Origin of the sequence: Affinirhizobium helianthi, assembly GCF_042680945.1 — a bacterium.
Taxonomy (GTDB): domain Bacteria; phylum Pseudomonadota; class Alphaproteobacteria; order Rhizobiales; family Rhizobiaceae; genus Neorhizobium; species Neorhizobium helianthi.
This window is the reverse complement of record NZ_JBHUEQ010000042.1, coordinates 20991-41488: the sequence shown is the minus strand read 5'-3', so window position 1 is coordinate 41488 and position 20498 is coordinate 20991. Positions and strand designations below refer to the sequence as shown.

Annotated in this window: 18 protein-coding genes; 5 read left to right on the top strand and 13 right to left on the bottom strand. The window is 57.3% G+C overall.

The genetic code is table 11. The annotated features are described in order from the left end of the window. Positions 1 to 292 precede the first annotated feature (292 nt). The 8 genes from ACFSE1_RS19370 to ACFSE1_RS19335 all read right to left on the bottom strand — a co-directional run bounded on the left by ACFSE1_RS19370 (position 293) and on the right by ACFSE1_RS19335 (position 11187). Positions 293 to 2209, bottom strand: coding sequence for a methyl-accepting chemotaxis protein (locus ACFSE1_RS19370; RefSeq protein WP_377405296.1), 1917 nt, complete (start codon positions 2207 to 2209; stop codon positions 293 to 295). 368 nt (positions 2210 to 2577) lie between these two features. After that, positions 2578 to 3033, bottom strand: coding sequence for a cache domain-containing protein (locus ACFSE1_RS19365; RefSeq protein ID WP_377405294.1), 456 nt, complete (start codon positions 3031 to 3033; stop codon positions 2578 to 2580). Between the two features lie 485 nt (positions 3034 to 3518). Continuing rightward, the gene (locus ACFSE1_RS19360; RefSeq protein WP_377405291.1) at positions 3519 to 4061 is read right to left on the bottom strand and encodes an adenine phosphoribosyltransferase; all 543 of its coding nucleotides are present in this window, start codon (positions 4059 to 4061) and stop codon (positions 3519 to 3521) included. A 126-nt stretch (positions 4062 to 4187) separates the two neighbouring features. Continuing rightward, the gene (locus ACFSE1_RS19355; protein WP_377405289.1) at positions 4188 to 5066 is read right to left on the bottom strand and encodes a cytochrome c1; all 879 of its coding nucleotides are present in this window, start codon (positions 5064 to 5066) and stop codon (positions 4188 to 4190) included. A 21-nt stretch (positions 5067 to 5087) separates the two neighbouring features. Continuing rightward, positions 5088 to 6362: a cytochrome b gene (locus ACFSE1_RS19350; protein WP_377405287.1), complete on the bottom strand. Its 1275-nt coding sequence runs from the start codon at positions 6360 to 6362 to the stop codon at positions 5088 to 5090. An 11-nt stretch (positions 6363 to 6373) separates the two neighbouring features. Continuing rightward, positions 6374 to 6952: a ubiquinol-cytochrome c reductase iron-sulfur subunit gene (gene petA, locus ACFSE1_RS19345; protein WP_377405284.1), complete on the bottom strand. Its 579-nt coding sequence runs from the start codon at positions 6950 to 6952 to the stop codon at positions 6374 to 6376. A 457-nt stretch (positions 6953 to 7409) separates the two neighbouring features. Continuing rightward, positions 7410 to 9266, bottom strand: coding sequence for an ABC transporter ATP-binding protein (locus ACFSE1_RS19340; protein WP_377405301.1), 1857 nt, complete (start codon positions 9264 to 9266; stop codon positions 7410 to 7412). Positions 9267 to 9330: 64 nt separating this feature from the next. Beyond that, entirely contained in the window at positions 9331 to 11187 is a 1857-nt protein-coding gene (locus tag ACFSE1_RS19335; protein WP_377405281.1) for an ABC transporter ATP-binding protein, read from the bottom strand. Between the two features lie 368 nt (positions 11188 to 11555). On the opposite strand from ACFSE1_RS19335, the gene ACFSE1_RS19330 reads away from it, so the two are divergent. Further along, positions 11556 to 12017: a tRNA (cytidine(34)-2'-O)-methyltransferase gene (locus ACFSE1_RS19330; protein WP_377405278.1), complete on the top strand. Its 462-nt coding sequence runs from the start codon at positions 11556 to 11558 to the stop codon at positions 12015 to 12017. A 98-nt stretch (positions 12018 to 12115) separates the two neighbouring features. Further along, entirely contained in the window at positions 12116 to 13330 is a 1215-nt protein-coding gene (locus ACFSE1_RS19325; RefSeq protein WP_377405275.1) for a hypothetical protein, read from the top strand. Positions 13331 to 13527: 197 nt separating this feature from the next. On the opposite strand, the gene ACFSE1_RS19320 is transcribed toward ACFSE1_RS19325, so the two are convergent. Together ACFSE1_RS19320 and ACFSE1_RS19315 are read right to left on the bottom strand one after the other, a co-directional pair. After that, on the bottom strand, positions 13528 to 14487 hold the full coding sequence (locus ACFSE1_RS19320) for a flagellin N-terminal helical domain-containing protein (protein ID WP_377405272.1): 960 nt from the start codon (positions 14485 to 14487) through the stop codon (positions 13528 to 13530). A gap of 111 nt (positions 14488 to 14598) precedes the next feature. After that, positions 14599 to 14856 carry a hypothetical protein gene (locus tag ACFSE1_RS19315; RefSeq protein ID WP_377405269.1) on the bottom strand — a complete coding sequence of 86 codons (258 nt, stop codon included), beginning with the start codon at positions 14854 to 14856 and terminating at the stop codon, positions 14599 to 14601. A 145-nt stretch (positions 14857 to 15001) separates the two neighbouring features. Between ACFSE1_RS19315 and hemF the strand changes: the two genes are divergently transcribed. Next, entirely contained in the window at positions 15002 to 15916 is a 915-nt protein-coding gene (gene hemF, locus ACFSE1_RS19310; protein WP_377405266.1) for an oxygen-dependent coproporphyrinogen oxidase, read from the top strand. 636 nt (positions 15917 to 16552) lie between these two features. Continuing rightward, positions 16553 to 16753 carry a DUF1059 domain-containing protein gene (locus ACFSE1_RS19305; RefSeq protein WP_377405263.1) on the top strand — a complete coding sequence of 67 codons (201 nt, stop codon included), beginning with the start codon at positions 16553 to 16555 and terminating at the stop codon, positions 16751 to 16753. Here the strand turns inward: ACFSE1_RS19305 and ACFSE1_RS19300 are convergent, their stop codons facing one another. The 3 genes from ACFSE1_RS19300 to ACFSE1_RS19290 are packed head-to-tail and all read right to left on the bottom strand — an operon-like array spanning position 16754 to position 19294. Next, complete coding sequence (locus tag ACFSE1_RS19300) at positions 16754 to 18016, bottom strand: CCA tRNA nucleotidyltransferase (protein WP_377405259.1); 1263 nt, start codon at positions 18014 to 18016, stop codon at positions 16754 to 16756. Then, entirely contained in the window at positions 18013 to 18660 is a 648-nt protein-coding gene (locus ACFSE1_RS19295; protein ID WP_377405256.1) for a CoA pyrophosphatase, read from the bottom strand. Before ACFSE1_RS19295 ends, ACFSE1_RS19300 begins: the two co-directional genes overlap by 4 nt. 10 nt (positions 18661 to 18670) lie before the next feature. Next, positions 18671 to 19294 carry a DUF1285 domain-containing protein gene (locus ACFSE1_RS19290; protein WP_377405299.1) on the bottom strand — a complete coding sequence of 208 codons (624 nt, stop codon included), beginning with the start codon at positions 19292 to 19294 and terminating at the stop codon, positions 18671 to 18673. Between the two features lie 172 nt (positions 19295 to 19466). On the opposite strand from ACFSE1_RS19290, the gene ACFSE1_RS19285 reads away from it, so the two are divergent. Further along, positions 19467 to 20480, top strand: a complete 1014-nt coding sequence (locus tag ACFSE1_RS19285) for an AAA family ATPase (protein ID WP_377405254.1) — start codon at positions 19467 to 19469, stop codon at positions 20478 to 20480. The last annotated feature ends 18 nt before the right edge of the window (positions 20481 to 20498 follow it).

Here is a 20498-nt window from a genome sequence, read left to right as displayed (position 1 = left end):
GCCGGCATGGGGCTGCAACCCAAGCCGGCGCTTCTTTATCTCATGGAGAAGCACGGAAATCATAAGACAAGCGTTGTCGTGTTTCTGTTGGATACGAAAACGCTCCAATCAGATCCACTGGCACTTCTCTGGCGGTGAATACCGTCTCAGGGAGGTGCTGCCTGTCGCAAAAGCTCTCTCGCAGGCCCTGACAGCCTGCGCAGCGGGACAGGCAAACGAAAGCGCACCCATGACCAAACCGGTCCGGTGCGCTTCGTCAACCTCAGCGATAGGCACCTATCGCGTGAGCCAGTCAGGCCGCCTGAGCATAGGTGCTCGCCTGACGCGGCGGCAGCTTGAACGCCTTCAACAGATCCATGAGCTGCGCCGTTTCATGGGCAAGGCGCGTGGTTCCTGCGGCGGTTTGCTCCACCATGGACGCATTCTGCTGTGTCACATGGTCCATCTGCCCAACGGCGGAAGATACTTCCGAAAGACCGATAGACTGCTCCCTTGCAGCCGATGCAATGGAATTGATGTGGTCGGCAACGCCCACGACCTGCGCCTCGATTTGCCTCAAAGCCTCTCCTGTGGAGTTTACGAGGGTGACGCCTTCGGACACTTCCGTTGTGGAACGGTTGACAAGATTCTTGATGTCTTTTGCCGCGGCGGCGGAGCGCTGCGCAAGATCACGCACCTCCTGGGCAACAACGGCAAAGCCCTTGCCGGCCTCACCGGCGCGCGCCGCTTCAACGCCTGCATTCAGCGCCAGGAGATTGGTCTGGAAAGCAATCGAGTCAATGACATTGATAATCTGGCCAATCTCGCTGGACGCCTGTTCAATCCTGGCCATTGCCGCTGTTGCATTATCGACGATATGCGTGGAACTGGTGGCAGACGATCTCGTCTCGCTCATCAGGCGGCTCGATTCCTGCGCCCTCTCGCTGGACATTCGAACAGCGGCCGTAATCTCATCCACAGCAGCCGAAGTCTGCTCCAGAGAGGCAGCCTGCACTTCCGTACGCTTTGAAAGATCTTCCGCCGCCCGGCTCAGTTCAACTGTGCCGCCATCGATGGACATCGCACGCTCAGACACCTGACCCAGAACCCGCGCAAGGGTACCGATCGTCTGGTTGACGTTCTTCTGAAGATCCGCAAATGCGCCCTGGTATTGACCCTGCATGGATTGCGTCAGGTCTCCGCTGGAAAGTGCATGTATCACTCTCTGCGTTTCCGAAACGCCGATCTCCACGGATGCGACCAGACGGTTCACGTTATCGGCGAAACCATCCAGATCCTCACGATCGTATCGTTTGGTGATGCGGCGGCTGAAGTCACCGGCAACACCGGCATTCACCACATCAGCAATGCCGTGGCGCAAATCCGTCGCCTGCTGCTCCAGAGCCGCCTCCTGACGGGCGATTTCACGGTTGCGCACCATGCTTTGCTTGAACACATCAACGGCACGGGCAATCGCGCCGATTTCATCGCGACGCTCTGCGCCCGAAACCGAAAGCTCCAGATTCCCATCGGCCAATTGCGTCATCTGGTCGACAGTCCGGGCCAGGGGCTTTGCAAGCAGACGTGCAATGATGACGTTCAGTCCGACGCTGATCACGCTCACAATGGCAATCGTCGCAAAGAAAATCGCCAGTCCCGAGTCCGCACGATCATTGATCGTGACAATGGCCTGCTTTCGGCTTTCCGCGACCATGGCCCCAAGCGCGACAAGATCCTTCACCAGAACCTCGTGCTGGCGCGCAACATCGGCCATGATGATCCCCGCTGCTGCAGCGTCAACCGAAACCATGTCTGCGGTGCTTGTCGCCACCGTCAGATATTCCTTGGCACCAGCAAGGATCTTTGCCTGCATGCTGGCAATTTTCTGATCATTCAGTTTCGAGAGATCCAGGCTGGCAAACCGCGGCTGGAAAGCCTGCAACTGAGCCATGGTCTCCGCCTGCTTGCTCTCAATCTTGGCGGTGTCGGACTCGCTCAAGGATGTCGTGATCAATTCGTAGAGTTTGATCTGGACTTCGGCCAGCGCGGAGCGCGTAACCGCCATGCTCTCAAGCGCTGCGACATGCGTGCCATTCAGCTCGTCTATTGCCGCCCGCATCATGGAAATCGTGCCATAGGCGATGGTGGAAATCACGCCAAAGCAAACGAGAAAGATAATGGGTGTGAACAGCAGTTTCGATGAGAGTTTCAGGTCATTAAACCAACGCACGACAAATCCTCAACCAGCTTGGGCACCCTTGGAAGAAGAAGCCTTCTTTCTCTCAGATGTCCGCTACATGCTTCAACATGGAAGGATGGCACACGCGCATGGCTCAGTCAGGCCGCGGCTTGGAGCATTTCCGGTCAAAAATGCGATGACCGGAAATCTCGCGAGAAGCTTAGACGCAGTCCGAAGGCAGAATCGCTGAGGCAGTTTTGCTGGACAAGCGCTGGGACATCGCAGGAAAACCCGGTTTCAGGTCGATGCTCCCTTAGTGTTCCCACCGCTGATTGCTTGCAAAACGTTTCCGCTTTTCAGCCTGATGCGCTCTTGCCAGAGCCATCTGCTTCTCACGACTTGAGAGCAGATCATTCCAATTACTTGTAGATACCAACGCCGCAGACACTCTCACCAAAGGGGCGCGCGTAGGAAGATTTCAGTTCGATCTTCTTGGTCATCGGGTTTGTCCAGCGATAATCAACCCAACCTCCGCCTGTGAGGCCGCTTTTGACCAGATCGGCGATGAATTTCTTCCCGTCAGCATCCTTAAGTTCAGTCAGATCCTTGCCGATCAGCTTCTCGTTCGCGCCATGCGCGAGTGTCACCCCCGCCTTGTCAAAGCAGAAAACATACAGATCGCGATCCTGCCACTCAGGCGATTTGGAGGAGAAATCCTTGTAAGCCTGCTCGGCACCAACGGTCTTGAAATGCGCTTCCGCCTTATCAAGAAGCTTCATGGCTTCATCAGCCGTTCCGCGCTCTTCGGCAAAAGCCGATGAAGCTACAAATACCGACAGAACAGATGCAATGAATATATTTTTGGTAACAGTCATAGAAACTCCCATACACAACTGTGGCGGAAGCTTGAGGCGGAAACATTAATAATGCCCAAATAGGTTGCTATATATAGTTGTAATAATAAGTATATTCTAATCTATATAGATATTTCTCATGCACATGAGAAGATTCTTATGATTAGATTGCTGGAGCGCGGATTCAATTAGAGCGGGGCTGCCCGAAATAGGCATCGTCGATGTTCGACCGGGAATTGCACATGGTGGGCAAGGCAGAGCGAGACCAACTGCCCCTCCATCGGCATGGTACAAGCCGGAAAATGCGAGCGACAGGGGTGATTGTGGAGCGCGTTGAGCATTGACCTGAGAAATGTGCGTAGCGGTTTCCGTCAGGAACTGCGTCAAAACAAAGCGTTGTCGTGTTTCTGTTGGATAAGAAAACGCTCTCGGAAGAGCGCGATGCCGTGGGGGACCTCGTCAATCCGGTCCAAACGAGATCCCTTGCGAGGCTATGCCCTATCGCCTCAGTGCCCCTCGAATGACACCAGCGTGCGCACTTCGACGCCAAGCGCTTCGAGCTTCTTGCGTCCGCCCAGTTCGGGAAGATCAATGACGAAGCAGGCACTCACAACATCTGCGCCCATCTGACGCAGCAGCTTAACAGCCCCTTCTGCGGTGCCACCTGTCGCAATCAGGTCGTCGCAGAGAATAACCTTGTCGCCGGGTTTTACCGCATCGACATGCATTTCCATCTCATCGACACCGTATTCGAGGCTATAGGCTACACGCACCGTGGTGTGCGGCAGTTTGCCCTTCTTACGAATGGGAACAAAGCCAGACGCCAACTGATGCGCCATGGCCCCACCCAGAATGAAGCCGCGCGCCTCGATACCAGCCACCTGATCCACAGCGAGATCGGCATAGGGCCGGACGAGTTCATCCACCGCTGCCCGAAATGCCTTGGCATCGCCCAGCAAGGTGGTGATATCGCGAAAGATGATGCCAGGCTTTGGATAGTTCTCGATGGCACGGATGGACGCGGCAAGAGTTTTTGCGATGTCTGACATGGAAGCTTCCGCAGTAACAGTGTGTGGCAGCAGCAGCCGAATATCGGCCACTGCCCAGGCAAGAACAGGCCGGAAATTGAAAAAGGCGGCCCGAAGCCGCCTTTTTACAGAGCATGAGCCTGATGCTCAATGATCCTTGCTAGCATAAACCGACTTTTTCGTCAGGTAGATGAGGATCGTAAAGATGGCGAGGAATACCATGACCATGAAGCCAGTCCGCTTACGCTCTTCCAGATGCGGTTCAGCAGCCCACATGAGGAAAGCGGAAATGTCCCTGGCATACTGATCCAGCGTCTGCGGCGCTCCGTCGTCATAGGTCACCTGACCATCAGAAAGCGGCGGTGCCATCTTCAACGCGATCGCGCTGGAGAAATAGGGATTGAAGTGCGTACCCTCTGACACTTCAACACCCTGCGGCGGATCCTGATAGCCCGTCAGCAGCGAGTAGATGTAGTCCGGCCCGCCTTCCTGATACTGGGTGAAGATATCAGCCACGAAGAGCGGGAAGCCACGTGTGACGCCACGTGCCTTCGCGATCAGCGAGAAATCCGGTGGGGCAGCCCCGCCATTGGAAGCCGCTGCAGCCTGCATGTTCGGGAAAGGCGACGGGAAATGATCGGAGGGAACCGCCTTGCGGGTGAACATCTCGCCATCATCGTTCGGGCCGTCCTGAACTTCATATTCCGATGCGAAGGCCTTCACCTGCGCTTCGGAATAGCCGAGATCCTCCAGGGTGCGGAACGATACGAGGGACATGGAGTGACAGGCAGAGCAGACTTCTTTGTAGATCTTCAATCCACGCTGCAGCTGCGCCTTGTCATACTTGCCAAAGGGGCCGGCAAAGGACCAGCTCTCATTCTTTGGCTTCAGAACGGGAAAATGTCCGCTCTGGATCGCGTGATGCGTCGTCTCAGCCAGATCATGCCCCTCTTCGGCGGACGCCGGTGAGAAAGAGAAGGCAGCGATCGAGGCGATCAGAGCGAGGCTCATTCCAAGCTTTTTCATAATGTATGTCCTCTCTCTGAATCAGACCTGCGCGGGACCGGCAGACTTGGCGTTCTTTTCGAGAACCGCTTCGGTAATCGAATTCGGGATCCGCCGCGGAGTCTCGATCAGTCCCAGGAGAGGCATCAGGATCAGGAAGAAGCCGAAGTAGTAGGCGGTGCCGATCTGCGACATGACCACGTAGGTTCCTTCAGCAGGCATAGCGCCAAGCCAGCCAAGCATGATGGAATTGGCCACGAAGATCCAGAAGAACAGCTTGTACCACGGACGATAAACCGCAGAACGAACCTTGGAAGTATCCAGCCAGGGCAGGAAGAACAGCACGATGATCGCGCCGAACATCACCAGAACGCCGCCTAGCTTGGAATCGATCGGGCCAACATTGAAGGTGATGGCGCGAAGCATGGCGTAAAACGGCAGGAAATACCATTCAGGCACAATGTGCGCCGGTGTCTTCAAGGCGTCGGCCATGATGTAGTTATCCGGGTGACCCAGATAGTTCGGCATGTAGAAGACGAACCAGGCATAGACCAGCAGGAAGACGGACAGGCCCAGCGCATCCTTCAGCGTCGCATAAGGCGTGAAGGGAACCGTATCGGTCTTGGTCTTCACCTCAATGCCGGTCGGGTTGGTCTGGCCGGTCACATGCAGGGCCCAGATGTGGAGGATAACAACACCTGCGATCATGAAGGGCAGCAGATAGTGAAGCGCGAAGAAGCGGTTCAGCGTCGGCTGATCGACCGCGAAGCCGCCGAGCAGGAATTGCTGGATCCACTCACCCACCAGCGGGAAGGCGGTGAAGAAGCCGGTGATAACGGTCGCACCCCAGAAAGACATCTGGCCCCAGGGCAGAACATAGCCCATGAATGCGGTTGCCATCATCAGAAGGAAGATGACCACGCCCAGAATCCAGAGGATTTCACGCGGTGCCTTGTAGGAACCGTAGTAAAGTCCACGTGCGATATGCAGATAGACCGCAATGAAGAAGAAGGACGCACCATTGGCGTGCATATAGCGCAACAGCCAGCCGTGGTTCACGTCGCGCATGATCTTTTCAACGGAATTGAAGGCGACCGTGGTTTCCGCCGCATAATGCATGGCGAGAACGACACCGGTCAGGATCTGCACCAGCAGCATCACCGTCAGCATGCCACCGAAGGTGTATGCATAGTTCAGGTTGCGCGGAACAGGATAGGCGACGAAGCTGTCATACATCAAGCGCGGCAGGGGAAGCCGCGCGTCGATCCATTTTTCGACAGCCGTCGAAGGTTGATAATTGGAATGCCCTGCACTCATGTCCTGTCCCCTCACCCGATCCGGATCACAGTATCGGAAGCAAATGTAAACGTCGGAATCGCAAGGTTCTGCGGCGCAGGACCCTTACGGATGCGGCCCGCCGTATCGTAGTGCGAGCCGTGGCAAGGACAGAACCAGCCGCCGAAATCGCCGGACTGACCAAGCGGCACGCAACCCAGATGGGTGCAGGAACCGACCATCACGATCCAGTTCTCCTTGCCCTTTCCGGCAGAGCGATCGAGATCGGTCGCCTTGGCATCGGCAGCAAGGTTTGCATTGCGTGCAACCGGATCTTTCAGTTCGCCAAGATCAACCGAATTTGCTTCGGCCACTTCCTTTTCGGTGCGGTTGCGGATGAAGATCGGCTTGCCGCGCCACTTCACCGTGAGCGACATGCCCGGCTGAACGCTGGAGACATCAACTTCGATGGAAGCCAGAGCAAGCGTGGAAGCGTCCGGTCGCATTTGATCGATGAACGGCCAGGCGACGGCAGCAGCACCCACGGCGCCCGCCATTCCAGTGGTCAGATAAAGGAAATCACGGCGCGTGGGCTCACCCATCGTGCCGCTGTTCGTGTCGTGCTCGCTCACGTTCAACCCATCCTCTGCGCAGAAATGTACTGAATTTGCATTGCCCCTCACCCTCGTGGTCCAATTCAGACACAATTGGACACTATTCTCCCCGAAAATTGTCTAAGCGTGAACGCAGGATAAGTCCAGTCTCCTCCCATCGGCCACAGGCACATTGTCGCGCCCCGATGGATGCACGCAACACATTAGCCATGTTTCTTACAGGCTGATCTGCCTTCCAGAACACACATATTCCCTCTCAAAGGCGTGATTAGCATGATTCGCCAACGCATCCGCACCAATGAGGTGCAGAATTTTGCAAGCACTTCTAACGGTTACTGAATCCTGTGTACCCGCCGATTTCGGACAGTAAGGTGACAGGCGTGAGAGACGCTTCTACGTTCGCTGGGCTCAGCCGCGTTTGCGATGGATCAAATTGCTCCGGAAACCCACCGGATTTCGGGGGAGAAAATTCCGATCAATCCTGTGAAGCCAGAAAGCCGCCCGACTGTCGTGACCAGAGATCTGCGTAAAGCCCCCCGCTTTCCACAAGTTCTGCGTGATGACCTTGCTCCACGATTCGGCCTTTGTCCATCACGATCAGCCTGTCCAGTGCTGCGATGGTGGAGAGCCGATGCGCGATTGCGAGGACCGTTTTGCCCTTCATGAGCTCATCCAGATGGGCCTGGATGGCCGCTTCCACTTCGGAATCGAGGGCAGAAGTCGCTTCATCGAGAACGAGGATCGGCGCATCCTTCAACATTACGCGCGCAATTGCCACGCGTTGCCGCTGCCCACCGGAAAGCTTCACGCCGCGCTCGCCCACATGCGCATCGAAACCTGTTCTGCCCTTCTGGTCCACCAGTTTTTCGATGAAGTCGTATGCCTCAGCCCGCCTTGCAGCCTCGACAAGCTGGGCCTCTGTCGCCCCCGGCCGTCCGAAGAGAATATTATCGCGAATGGAACGATGCAGCAGCGACGTATCCTGTGTGACCATGCCGATCTGGGCCCGCAGGGATTCCTGCGTGACCTGCGATATATCCTGTCCATCGATCAGGATGCGCCCGCTTTCCACATCGTAGAAGCGCAGCAAGAGATTGACGAGCGTGGATTTTCCCGCACCTGAACGGCCGACAATTCCCACTTTCTCTCCCGGTCGGATCGTCAGATCAAGCCGGTCGATCACGCCCTGTCCACGCCCATAATGAAAGCTGACATTGTCAAAGCAGATTTCCGGCTGGGTGATCTGCAGGTCAGGCGCATCGGGCGCATCCTGCAGGTCAATCGGCCGGGAGATCAGCTCCGCCGCATTCTGCACCGTACCGTAATTGCGCATGATGCCGTTGAACTGCGTCATGAGGCGGCCAAGAAGAAAATTCAGCCGCAGAACCAGGGCAAGAGTGAAGGCCACCGCGCCGGAACTGATCTTTCCCGATAACCAGAGGTGAATGCACAAGCCCGCCATGCTGGTGATCATGATGCCGGAAAGCAGCGCCATGGAGGCCCGCACGCCCGTAATGAAGCGTGTGAACATCAATGTCGTGCCCTGATAAACCTCGAAGCCTTCACGCATATAGCGGTCGTTGGCCTCGTTTCGTCCAAACAGGCGCAGTGTCTGAATATTGCTATAGGAATCCACCATGCGCCCGCTCAGCATGGAGGCGGCTTCCGCCGTCTCGCGGGAATGGTAGCGGATGCGCGGCACGAAATAGCGCGCCAGCATGGAGAAGATGGCCACCCAGACGAGAACAATCAAGGCGAGCCGCCAGTCCAGGCCGCCGATGAGCGTCAACATGGAAACCGAATAGATGGCAACGAACCAGACGCTTTCCATCAGCGAGGTTACGAGGTCGCCGGTTGCCTGCCCGCCCGACCAGACCTTGGTGACGATACGTCCGGCAAAGTCATTCTGGAAGAAGGAGAGCGATTGGCGCGCAACATGCTGGTAGGATTGCCAGCGCACCAGATTGTAAAAGCCCGGCGTTATGATCTGCTGATCCACCAGGGCGTTCGCCATGGCCACAACAAAGCGCACCACGGCAATCAGAGCAAGCATTCCCGCCAGTTCCCAGCCATGCGCCGCCAGAAGGCCGGGCCAGCCCGCGGCCCTATCGACAGTGGCCAGAATATCCACCAGACGACCGACAAACCAGAAGAGCGCCGCCTCGATGGCAGCGGTCATGCCGCCGAGAACCAGCATGATCAGAAACGGTGTCTTTGCCTGACGGATATAGAACCAGATGAAGCCAGACGTGCTGCGTGGAGGCCGCAAATCTGTCTTGGAGGCGAAAGGCTGAATGCGGGTTTCGAAGAACCGGAAAAAGGCGTCGATCATAATGATGAGGTATATGGCATTTCCGGTCCGCAACAAGTTGCGGACCGGTTAATTCTTGGCAATCTTATTCCGCTGCCGCTTCCGTTTCAGCGTCGTCATCGCCCAGGAAGCCGCCAGACTGACGGTTCCACAGGTCGGCATAGACGCCGCCATGGGCAACCAGTTCCGAATGCGTTCCCTGCTCGATGATACGCCCCTTATCCAGAACGATCAGACGGTCCATCTGCGTCAAGGTGGAAAGGCGGTGGGCAATGGCAATAACCGTCTTGTCCTCAATCAACTTGAACAGGCTCTCCTGAATGGCGGCTTCCACTTCCGAATCCAGCGCCGAGGTCGCCTCGTCCAGAATGAGGACAGGCGCATCCTTGAGGAAAACACGGGCGATTGCGATACGCTGACGCTGACCGCCGGAAAGCTTCACGCCGCGCTCACCCACATGGGCGTTGAGACCCGTACGCCCCTGCTGGTCGGAAAGGGTCTGGATAAACTCCCATGCATTCGCCCGCTTCGCTGCCTCAATCACCTCTTCATCACTGGCTTCAGGGCGGCCATAGGCAATGTTATCGCGGATGGAGCGGTGCAGCAGCGATGTATCCTGTGTCACGACACCGATCATTGCACGAAGACTATCCTGCGAAGCCTGTGAAATGTCCTGGCCATCGATCAGGATGCGGCCCTTCTCTACATCATAGAAGCGAAGCAAAAGGTTCATCAGCGTCGTCTTGCCTGCACCGGAGCGGCCGACGAGCCCGACCTTCTCACCAGCCTTGATCTTCAGAGAGAAGTCTTCGATCACGCCCTTCTGCTTGCCGTAGTGGAAGCGGACGCCATCATAGACGATCTCGCCCTTTGGTGCGGCAAGCGCCTTCGCTTCCGGCTTATCCACGATGTCATGCGACTTCGTCATCATGTTCATGCCATCGTAAATCGTACCGATAGCTTCAAACAGAGCCGCCACTTCCCACATGATCCATTGCGACATACCGTTAATTCGCATGGACAAACCGATGGCCACCGCAATGGCGCCGACGGAAACACTGCCCTGCAACCAGAACCAGATGCCAAGCGCGGCGACCGAGAACTGGACGAGGGCATTGTTCACATCCACAGCAATATTGAGCAGCGAGATCTGGCGCATTTGCCGGTGAACCGTGCCGAGGAATTCATTCATGCCCTCGCGCGCATAGCTCTCCTCGCGCCCGGCATGTGAAAACAGCTTCACCGTCGCGATATTCGTATAGCTGTCCACGATCCGGCCCGTCATCATGGAGCGGGCGTCCGCCTGTGCGCTGGAGCTTTGGCGCAGCTTGGGAATGAAATAGCGCAGGATCAGGCCGTAGATCACAATCCAGGCGACGAGCGGAACACCCAGCCGCCAATCGACCGCCGCCACCAATGCCAGCATGGAAATGAAGAAGCTGAGCGCATAAACAAAAACATCGATGATCTTGATCGTTGCTTCGCGCACGGCCAGCGCCGTCTGCATGACTTTTGTCGAAACGCGACCGGCAAATTCATTGGCAAAGAAGGTCATGGAATGACGCAGCAGGAAGCGGTGCATCTGCCAGCGGGCAATCATGGGGAAATTGCCAGCCAGAACCTGATGCATCGTGACCGTATGGATCATCCCGACGGCGGGCAGCCCGATGAGCAGCAAGGCGGCCATGCCGGCAAGACGCCAGCCTTCATTGGCCAGGAATGTGCTTTTCTCGGCATTGCTCAACCAGTCGACGATATTGCCGAGGAACTGGTAGAGGAACACTTCGATCACGGCGATACCCATTGAGCAGAGGCCCAACAGGAGCAGCCACGGCCAAACGGGCTTGGTATAGTACCAGCAGAAGGCGAAAAGACCCTTGGGCGGCAGCTGCGGCTCACCTACGGGATAGGGGTTAACTCGACTTTCAAACCAGGCAAACATAGGAACTATGGCTCCATCGGACGGAACGCGATACCGCACCTCCAGTGCTCAATTGCGCAAATGGCGGCTGGTTCGCTAAATTCAAATGACGAGGCCGAAAACGACCGCTAAGGGAAACAGGTTAAGAAGAGAAAGCGGTAGTCAGAGCGCTCAGATCAGGGCCACGGGGGCCGGACGCAGGAGACGCATCTTCACGGCAATATCCATGTAGCTCTCCTTCGGTTCGCGCTAAACACAGTTTTTCCACTACCACTGATACCCCAAAAAGAAAAGCAGGATTCGTCTTTTGAGTACCATAAGAGGCATGGTGTGACGATTGCGCGACAGGGATCGCGATGCGATAGAGCGTCATCGATCTGGAGCCTGAGATGACGAGACTGCGTATTGCGCTTTACCAGCCGGACATTCCCGGTAACACCGGCACCATTCTGCGGCTGGCCGCCTGCCTTGGCCTGAAGGTGGACATTATCGAACCGGCAGGTTTCGTGCTGTCTGACAAGAACCTGAAGCGGGCTGGCATGGATTATCTGGCAAGTGTTGCCATGACACGCCATGTCAACTGGCAACGCTTCGATGAGTGGCGAAACAGCGAAGGACGCCGGCTTGTTCTGGCCTCCACCAAAGCCGCTCAGCCCTATACACAGTTTGCCTTTCAGGACGGCGACATATTGTTGTTTGGACGCGAAAGCGCAGGCGTGCCGGATGATGTGCATGAGATGGCGGATGCCCGCCTTTTGATCCCGATGGTGGAAGGTCAGCGTTCCATCAACGTCGCCATGTCGGCCGCGATGATCACCGGAGAAGCGCTGCGGCAAATCGCCTGGAGATAATGAACACGCAACGGTGGTATTGGCGCTGGGGTGCGTTTATGCGAAGCTGATCTGGCCAATGCATAATCAGTATGATCGCCAGCCTTGGAGACACATCCATGTTCCCCACCGCATTCACGCATGGCATTACCCAATTTGCACGCACGCTCAGCCTGCCCGAGCGACTGTATCACTCTCCAGCCCGCAACATGGCGCTGGAAGGGCTTCGCCGCCGCAACACGGCGCTGGATTCCTTTTTTTATGACGTAAAAGTTGTGAACGCCGAGGAAGCCTTCTACATCAGCAGCTGCCTTGCGGCAGAAGGCGCTATCCTGATCGTTCCGCCAACAGACGCAGGACAGCTTCGCCTCTGCGACACGGTGGATGACTTCATCCAGAATGGCGGGGCAACGGTCGATACGCTGGCCGTTGCGGGCGTTGGCAGCTCCGCTCTTGGCTCCGCCGCGCTCGGTCGCAATATTGCCGATGCCACCGGCAAACCAGTGGCCGTGGTGATTTCCGGTTATGGCCTTGCGGACGCCGTCACCGAATCGCTCGGCGGTTATTTTCTCTTCGGCCAGATGAATTCCGTGCGCCATGCCTTCGAGCAACTGGACGAATTCTTCGGTCGCCCGCAATTCGGCATCGCCACACGCCTGAGCAGCGAAAAACTCTGCCAGGGCAGCCTCGACACCCAGACGATCCGTGCCCTGCTGCTCGATTCGCGCCTGTCCTTCCGCCTCATAGTCGCGCATTCGAAAGGCAATCTCGTTATTTCCGAAGCGCTTTACGATCTGGCGGAAAATGAAAAGGAGCGCGCAAGACAGCTGGCGGAAAGCATCAAGATCGTCACGATCAGCGCCCGCATTGCCATGCCCCCTCTGTTTACCGATGTGGTGGACGTGATGGGTGAGTGGGATTGGTTTGGAGACATCAATTCGCTCAAGGGAATTCCTGCAGATGAGATCGTGCCGCACGCCTTCCATCACACCAATACGGAAGTCCCGAACCATGTGCCTGTGACCGAGGTCCTGAGGAAGATCCTTTCGAAAGGCCAGAATGCAGGCACCGGGACGCCGGAGGAAATCCCTGCCCCAATCACTGTTCAGCCCGTAACGGCTTACGAGGAGGCTGTAGAAGAGGTTGCCGAGCCAGCTGTCGCAGAGGTCCTTGTCGCCGATACGACGCAAACCTCGGTCGAGGCACTTTCCTCAGGCACAGCCTTGCCCGAAACCATTCAGCCCGTGGCGGCTGAGCCCGCGAAGGCGCAGGCCAGCATCCAGACCTTGAAGGCAAAGCGAGGGGTAAGGCGCAATCCGCCCCGCAGCCGATAAGCGGGGCAAGGGCGAAGCCTTCGGGCATTTCGCCCAGACATCGACTCGCGCAGACATCGACAAAGGTTTGCGCGACATGTGCCAGAAAGTGAGAGAGTGCCGACAGCGGACATGCCGGCACTCTCATCTTTGATCACTCTTCGGCGCCAACAAGGGACTAAGGACGCGGCCGGGTGATCAATCTGGTTCGCTGATCCTCACCGGAACAGCTTCAGCGAATTGGCCATGGTCGCGTTGGCAATGTTCAGACCGACCGTTTGCAACTGCTGCTGAACCGAAAGGGAAGCCTGACGAACGGCCTCTTCCTCCATATTGGCATCGACCATGCGCGAGACGCCGCGAGAATAGGCATCCTGAAGATCCTGCAGGAAGGTGACATTGCTGCCTATGCGCTGGCTTGTCGCGCCGATATCTGCGGCTGCGTCGGTCGCGCCACGAAGCATGCTGTTGACCGCCGAAATCATTCCATCGATCTCGTCGCCGGTCGTGCTGTTCGAAACGCCGATTTCGCTGGACGCGCCGGATACAGGCACCTGGGAGCCGGCATTCAGCAGATGGAAGTCGTAGGCTGCGCCCGATTTCGTGATCCCGGAATAGGAGCGCGTCAGAAGGCCGTCCGAGGCATCGCCCTTGGCCACGAGATTGGACTTGGCAGTATCGAAATCAATGACGTTGATCGCGACGTCACCCTTGGCATCACTCGTCACGGACCCCACCATGGACTGAATTTTTGGTGCCTGGCCAGCTTCAGTCTGCAGCCAGTTCTGGCCGCCGAAATTGCTGGATTGAGCCACCGTCTGCAATTGTTCCTTCAGCTGCGAGATCTCCTTGTTGACCAAGGATTTGTCTACGCCTGCAGATTTCGCCAGAACCAGTTTGGATTGAATATCGCTCAGGATCTTGACCGTCGCATTCATGCCGATCGATGCCGTATCGGCAATGGCCGCTGAAAGGCCCTGAGCATCCTCTGCGCTGGACAGCGAGAGGTTGCTGGACTTCATTGTCGTTGCAATGGACCAGTAGGCCGCATTGTCACTCGCCCGTTGAACAGCGAGGCCGGACGAAATCCGCATATCTGTCTGCGATTTCGCCTTCGCGGTGCTGTTCAACGCCGAGATGGCCGAAAGCGCTGTCGCGTTGCTTGCATAAACTGACATAAAGGCTCCGCTCGACCTGATGACGGAAGAATTTGTTCCGTTAACGTCTAGCAGGGAGAATTTGCGGCCAAGTTATAATAACCGCTAAACTTGTATCAATAAAAATTAGGATCAATCTGCAGTAGGCAGGCGTCGCATGGTGAATTCGATCTGGTCGCCTTCAAGCTGACGCCAGCTTTCCACCTCGGTCCAATAGGCAGCTTTGGGGAAGGAATCGAACCATTCGCGAGCTTTCTCCCGCGCCTGCTCACGGGAAAGACGATAGGTTTCCCGCACGAAATGTCCGTTCGGGCGCTCGCCGTGGCTAGAGCGATGCCGATCAATCCTGCGTTTCAAGCCGTCGAGCGGCGGTGATGTGAATTTCGCCATGCTCTCTACCTCTGAAGAAGGACATAGTAGCAGAAAATCATATGACGAGTCGAATCAGATGCGACTTTGAGGACGTTGCTTTGCCACGTGCCCATGGTTAGAACCCTCCGGCATTGCCAGAACCCGAGTGAAGGGGGAGAAAAACATGGAGCGACCACAGATCCCGGTGGGCCTGCCCAGTGATGTTGAGGACAAGAAGGCCCGCGCCCGCGCCTGGTTTGAAAACCTGCGGGACGAAATCTGTGCCTCCTTCGAACGCCTTGAGGATGAACTGTCCGGCCCCTTGAGCGAGCGTGCTCCCGGCCGTTTCCGCCCGAAGGACTGGTTGCGAGAGGAAGGCGCAGGCGGCGGCGGGCGGATGTCCATGATGGAAGGCCGCGTCTTTGAGAAGGTGGGCGTGCACACCTCGACCGTTTACGGTGAGTTCTCGCAAGATTTTCGCAAGCAGATGCCGGGTGCATCGGAGGATCCCCGCTTCTGGGCATCCGGCATTTCGCTGATTGCCCATCCGGTCAATCCCAACGTACCCGCCGTGCATATGAACACGCGAATGGTGGTAACCTCCGGCCTCTGGTTCGGGGGCGGTGCAGACCTGACGCCCGTGCTGGACCGACGCCGCACCCAGGAAGATCCAGATACACGCGCCTTCCATGCCGCGCTGGAACAAGCCTGCCGCAAACATTCGAACGTTGCCGATTACGAGGCGCTGAAGCGCTGGTGCGACGACTATTTCTTCCTGAAGCACCGCAACGAAGCACGCGGCATCGGCGGTATCTTTTACGACTGGCTCTATCCGCAGGAAGAGAAAGGCGGCTGGGAGGCAAACTTCGCCTTCACGCAGGATGTCGGTCGTGCGTTTCGCGACATCTACCCGCAACTGGTCCGGGCCAACTTCAACACCCCCTGGACGGATCAGGATCGCGAGGAACAATTGGTCCGACGTGGCCGCTATGTAGAGTTCAACCTGCTCTATGACCGAGGTACGATCTTCGGCCTGAAAACCGGCGGCAATGTGGAGTCGATCCTGTCCTCGCTTCCCCCGATGGTGCGCTGGCCCTGATCCTGACACGGGCGTGAAAGGGTGTGACCCTCTGGAGCATTGACAATCACGCAATGTATATCATTCTGCGCATATTGGACTGCACCGGAGGAGGATCGTCATGGTCACATCAAGGAGCGTAGCAGTACACCCGCAAACCGACAAAACGCGTTTGCCAGCATCACCGGATGTCATTAATCAAATGGCTGCGGACCTCAGGGCCCGCAGTGATACAGACCTGCCACATGCGTTCTACGTAGCCCAGGTTCGGCGGCAATTGATGGTTCAGGGAGGCCAACCGGCCCCTGGCCAGCAAACGCCCCCTGAAACACTGAGGAAAACACCGGAAATTTCCGTCTTCCACTCCTGGGCCATGCCGGACTAAAGCCTATCGCGCAAAAGGGTCTGGAGCGGCTCCTTGTTTCATGGAAGCAAGACGCCGCTCTAACTTCTTGTTTTACCGCATTTTCCCACGATCACGACGTGCGCTAAAACAAAGATCCAAAGCGGGACGGACGAGTCCGAATAATCGGGTCAGGCTTAGGCGGCATCTCCGAACATGGAACGCTGACCGCTTCCACCCGTTGAGACGGCAGATACGGATGAGAGCAAACTGCTCTTTAAATCCGCATCTGCCGAACCAAAGGGAGAAAGACCATGAGACTGTTCGAATGCGGAACTCTCGTTCCCGGATGCGAATGGCATACGCGTGCTGCGGAAGACGCAGAAGTCGTTCGCCGCGCCGTCGATCACATGCGTGAAACCCACGGCGAAACAATCATCCGCGAGAACATGGTGGAAAACATCAAGGCACGCATTCGCGATGATAAGCCGCATAATCAGGCCGCATCGGCCTGATTAATCGAGTTTGGAAACCACATCCTGAAGCCGGGCGGTGAGCGCTGCCCGGTCTTCGGTGAAATTGCGCTCGATCCAGCTGTCTTCCAGCCGCCCGAGAACTTCGCCCACTTTCGGACCGGGCTTTACCCCCAAGGCAATCACATCAGCCCCGCCAATCGGAAAGACAGGCCGGGTAAAGGCTTGCGCCCGCTTGAGAAGGGCGTCGAAACGCGCTGCCTTCACCATCTGCTCATCATTTTCCACGGCCTGTGCGCGAGCGGAAGCAAGAGAAAGCTTCAGCCGCGTCAGAATGCCCGTCGGGCCATGCCGATACAGCATCCTGTCCAGGGCGGCGCCCGCCGTATCTGCGGAGATTGCAGGTGCCGACGCAAATTTCAGAAGCTGCTCGCTTTCCGCCTTGGAAAGCCGTAGGCGCTGCGAAAGCGAATCGATCCGCTCCGCCTGAGGGGGGATGATGGCCGCGAGGCGCACAAGTGCATCCGGGGACCAGCCCAGTGATTGCTCTGCTGCAATCAAACCATGAATGGCGTCGATACCCCATTTCTCCGATTCCGGCAGAACAGCCGTCAGTACGCCCGAAGTGCGCATCCACAACAGCGCGCGAGAGGGATCAGGGGCCGCCAGTAGCTTGCGCAACTCGCTCCACACCCGCTCTGCCGATAACGTATCCAGCCTATCCTTGGCACGCGCACAAGCCCTCAGACCATCCGCATCCGGCCTCCCCACGCCATAATAGGCAAAGAAGCGGAAGAAGCGCAGAACCCGAAGATAATCTTCTGCAATGCGACTTGCCGCATCGCCGATAAAACGGAGCGTACGGCTTTCGATATCCTTCAGCCCGTCAATCAGGTCGATTACGGTTCCATCTGCCGTGGCATAGAGTGCATTGATGGTGAAATCGCGCCGCTCTGCATCCTCCTGCCAATCCCTACCGAAACTAACCTTCGCGCGCCGCCCGTCGGTTTCCACATCCTTGCGCAGCGTGGTTACCTCAAAGCCGCGACCGTCGATGACAAGCGTAACTGTGCCATGGTCGAAACCCGTGGGCACTGCCTTGATCCCGGCATGTTTGGCGCGGGCCATCACCTCTTCCGGCGGATTTGTCGTGGCAAAATCGATGTCCGAAATCGGGATAGCCATAAGCGCGTTGCGAACCGCACCGCCAACCACGCGCCCCTCGCCACCATCGGCGTTCAGCAGTTCGAACACGCGCTGCACGGCGGCATCCTTCAACCAGTCCCGGTCGCCAAGTGTCGTCATGCGTAAAGCCTTTCGTAGAGCGTGCGCAGAATGCCTGCCGTAATGCCCCAGATGTTCCACTCGCCGTAGGGCATCCGGTAGAAATGATGTTCGACACCGTTGAAGTCACGGGTGCCGCGCTGGTGGTTGGCCGGGTCCATCAGGAAAGACAGGGGCACTTCGAAAACCCTGTCTACTTCGGTCGGATTGAGTTTCAGGTCAAAACCGCGCTGAACCACGGAAAGAACCGGGGTGATGCGAAAGCCGGTGGCCGCGAAATAATCGGGCAGCCGCGCCACAGGCTGAACGAATTGCGGCGAAAGACCAATTTCTTCCTGCGCCTCCCGGACAGCCGCAGCTTCCACGGAACCGTCTGCCGCGTCCACCCCTCCGCCGGGAAAGGCAATCTGGCCCGAATGCTTTCGCAGCGTCGCCGTTCGCTGGGTCAGGATCACCTTCGCGCCATCGGGATCGTCAACCACCGGCACCAGAACCGCGGCATCCTTCAGCTTCAGGCCGGAAACCCGCGCCACAATGGCCGGGTTGAGAACATGATCGCCGTGTTCGATGGATGCAACCTCGAGCGGACTGCCACTCTGGTTCAGCGCTCGGCGGCGAAACTCGCCAGCGGAATAAAAAGCGGGGTTCAAAACCGGATTGGTCATTACACATCAATCATTGTGAAAGGGCATCCAGTTGCGCAGCGGGCATGATGGGAAAAACCTGGCCACAGGAGCGAACTGCGAATGTCTCCACACCGTCGACCATAACGACCTCTCCCTTCTCCACCAACTCGTACATAACAGCACGCGAAAGAAGCGCTTCCAGCCTGCCGCGCACCAGCACGTAAGGCTTCAACTCCTTCTTGTCACCCGTCATGTCGAAGCGCAACGGGTGTTCGGCATCCACCGTGACGAGATCCCCCACATTGGTGCGAAGCGTGATTGCCTGCTCGCCATCCGCATCCTCCACAGACATCTCCACAGCCAGGAAGGGAGCATCCTGCACACGAATGCCGACTTTCTCCACAGGCGTGACGAGATAGGTTTTACCATCCTCGTCCTTGCGCAAAACGGTGGAAAACAGGCGCACCAGTGCCTGCCTACCGATGGGTGTACCCAGGTAGAACCAGGTGCCGTCACTGCGAATTTCCATGTCGAGATCGCCGCAAAAGGGCGGATTCCAGCGCTCGACAGGGGGAAGCGATGGCTTGCCCCCGGCCGTCTGCTCTGCCGCCCTCGCAATCATGGCGGCCAATCCGGCAGCATCGCCGGCAGTTTTGATTTCGCTCTCTGCCATAATTTCAGTCACGGTTGCTGCTTACGTTCCAATGTGTCACGAGATAGTCATTCAAAACGTCCTTGTCAGCCGCTATCGCGGGAATAAGTTGAACTGGACGATGCACACAATTGTTCATGGCGATTCTTGCCAAAGCCAAGGGCGCCGCAGAGAGCAACCGATGGAGACTGAAATGGGCGTCATGACTTCCACCGACACTCCCCTCGATGAGAAGGCCATGGTTGCCGCTGCGGAAAAGGCGTTGACCGATATTGCCGCCGTTCGCGACGAAGTGTCCAAGGTTATTTTCGGGCAACAGGATGTGGTCGAGAAAACGCTGGTCGCGGTGCTTTCTGGCGGCCACGCCTTGCTGGTCGGCGTACCCGGCCTTGCCAAGACCAAGCTCGTCACCACGCTCGGCACCGTTCTCGGGCTGGATGCAAGCCGCATCCAGTTCACCCCGGACCTCATGCCCTCCGATATTCTCGGCACCGAAGTCATGGATCAGGACGAGCACGGCAAGCGCTCCTTCCGCTTTGTGAAGGGTCCGGTCTTTGCCCAGTTGCTCATGGCCGATGAAATCAACCGCGCATCCCCGCGCACACAGTCCGCCCTGCTGCAATCCATGCAGGAATACCACATCACCGTGGCAGGGCAGCGTTACGACCTTCCCTCACCCTTCCACGTGCTTGCGACGCAGAACCCGCTTGAACAGGAAGGCACCTATCCGCTTCCCGAAGCACAGCTCGATCGCTTCCTGTTGCAGGTGGATGTGCTCTATCCGGACCTCGCGGCAGAACGGCAGATCCTTCTCGACACCACCGGAATTGCCGAAACCAAGCCGCGGCGTGTTCTGGAAGGGAACCGCCTTCAGGAAATCCAGATGCTGATCCGTCAGATGCCGGTGAGCGACCGCGTGGTCGATGCGATCCTTTCGCTCGTGCGCTCCGCGCGCCCGGGTCAGGGCAATGCCGATACCGACCGCCATGTGGCATGGGGCCCCGGTCCACGTGCAGGTCAGGCACTGATGTTGTGCGCCCGCGCCCGCGCCCTCTATGAGGGCCGTCTTGCGCCTTCGGTGGATGACGTTCACGCGCTGGCGGAACCGGTGCTTCAACACCGTATGGCACTCACCTTCTCCGCCCGTGCGGAGGGCATGTCGGTGCGGGATGTGATTGGCGGTCTCGTCAGACAATTGAACGGCTGAACCGGCAGCTTCGGCTAG

What these genes read in the sequence shown, in the direction of transcription:
- ACFSE1_RS19350 (WP_377405287.1), bottom strand. Translation starts at nt 6,362, where the DNA reads ATGAGTGCAGGGCATTCCAATTATCAACCTTCGACGGCTGTCGAAAAA.
- ACFSE1_RS19285 (WP_377405254.1), top strand. Translation starts at nt 19,467, where the DNA reads ATGGGCGTCATGACTTCCACCGACACTCCCCTCGATGAGAAGGCCATG.
- ACFSE1_RS19340 (WP_377405301.1), bottom strand. Translation starts at nt 9,266, where the DNA reads ATGATCGACGCCTTTTTCCGGTTCTTCGAAACCCGCATTCAGCCTTTC.
- ACFSE1_RS19325 (WP_377405275.1), top strand. Translation starts at nt 12,116, where the DNA reads ATGTTCCCCACCGCATTCACGCATGGCATTACCCAATTTGCACGCACG.
- ACFSE1_RS19305 (WP_377405263.1), top strand. Translation starts at nt 16,553, where the DNA reads ATGAGACTGTTCGAATGCGGAACTCTCGTTCCCGGATGCGAATGGCAT.
- ACFSE1_RS19365 (WP_377405294.1), bottom strand. Translation starts at nt 3,033, where the DNA reads ATGACTGTTACCAAAAATATATTCATTGCATCTGTTCTGTCGGTATTT.
- ACFSE1_RS19360 (WP_377405291.1), bottom strand. Translation starts at nt 4,061, where the DNA reads ATGTCAGACATCGCAAAAACTCTTGCCGCGTCCATCCGTGCCATCGAG.
- ACFSE1_RS19320 (WP_377405272.1), bottom strand. Translation starts at nt 14,487, where the DNA reads ATGTCAGTTTATGCAAGCAACGCGACAGCGCTTTCGGCCATCTCGGCG.
- hemF (WP_377405266.1), top strand. Translation starts at nt 15,002, where the DNA reads ATGGAGCGACCACAGATCCCGGTGGGCCTGCCCAGTGATGTTGAGGAC.
- ACFSE1_RS19355 (WP_377405289.1), bottom strand. Translation starts at nt 5,066, where the DNA reads ATGAAAAAGCTTGGAATGAGCCTCGCTCTGATCGCCTCGATCGCTGCC.
- ACFSE1_RS19290 (WP_377405299.1), bottom strand. Translation starts at nt 19,294, where the DNA reads ATGGCAGAGAGCGAAATCAAAACTGCCGGCGATGCTGCCGGATTGGCC.
- ACFSE1_RS19315 (WP_377405269.1), bottom strand. Translation starts at nt 14,856, where the DNA reads ATGGCGAAATTCACATCACCGCCGCTCGACGGCTTGAAACGCAGGATT.
- ACFSE1_RS19330 (WP_377405278.1), top strand. Translation starts at nt 11,556, where the DNA reads ATGACGAGACTGCGTATTGCGCTTTACCAGCCGGACATTCCCGGTAAC.
- ACFSE1_RS19300 (WP_377405259.1), bottom strand. Translation starts at nt 18,016, where the DNA reads ATGACGACACTTGGCGACCGGGACTGGTTGAAGGATGCCGCCGTGCAG.
- ACFSE1_RS19295 (WP_377405256.1), bottom strand. Translation starts at nt 18,660, where the DNA reads ATGACCAATCCGGTTTTGAACCCCGCTTTTTATTCCGCTGGCGAGTTT.
- ACFSE1_RS19335 (WP_377405281.1), bottom strand. Translation starts at nt 11,187, where the DNA reads ATGTTTGCCTGGTTTGAAAGTCGAGTTAACCCCTATCCCGTAGGTGAG.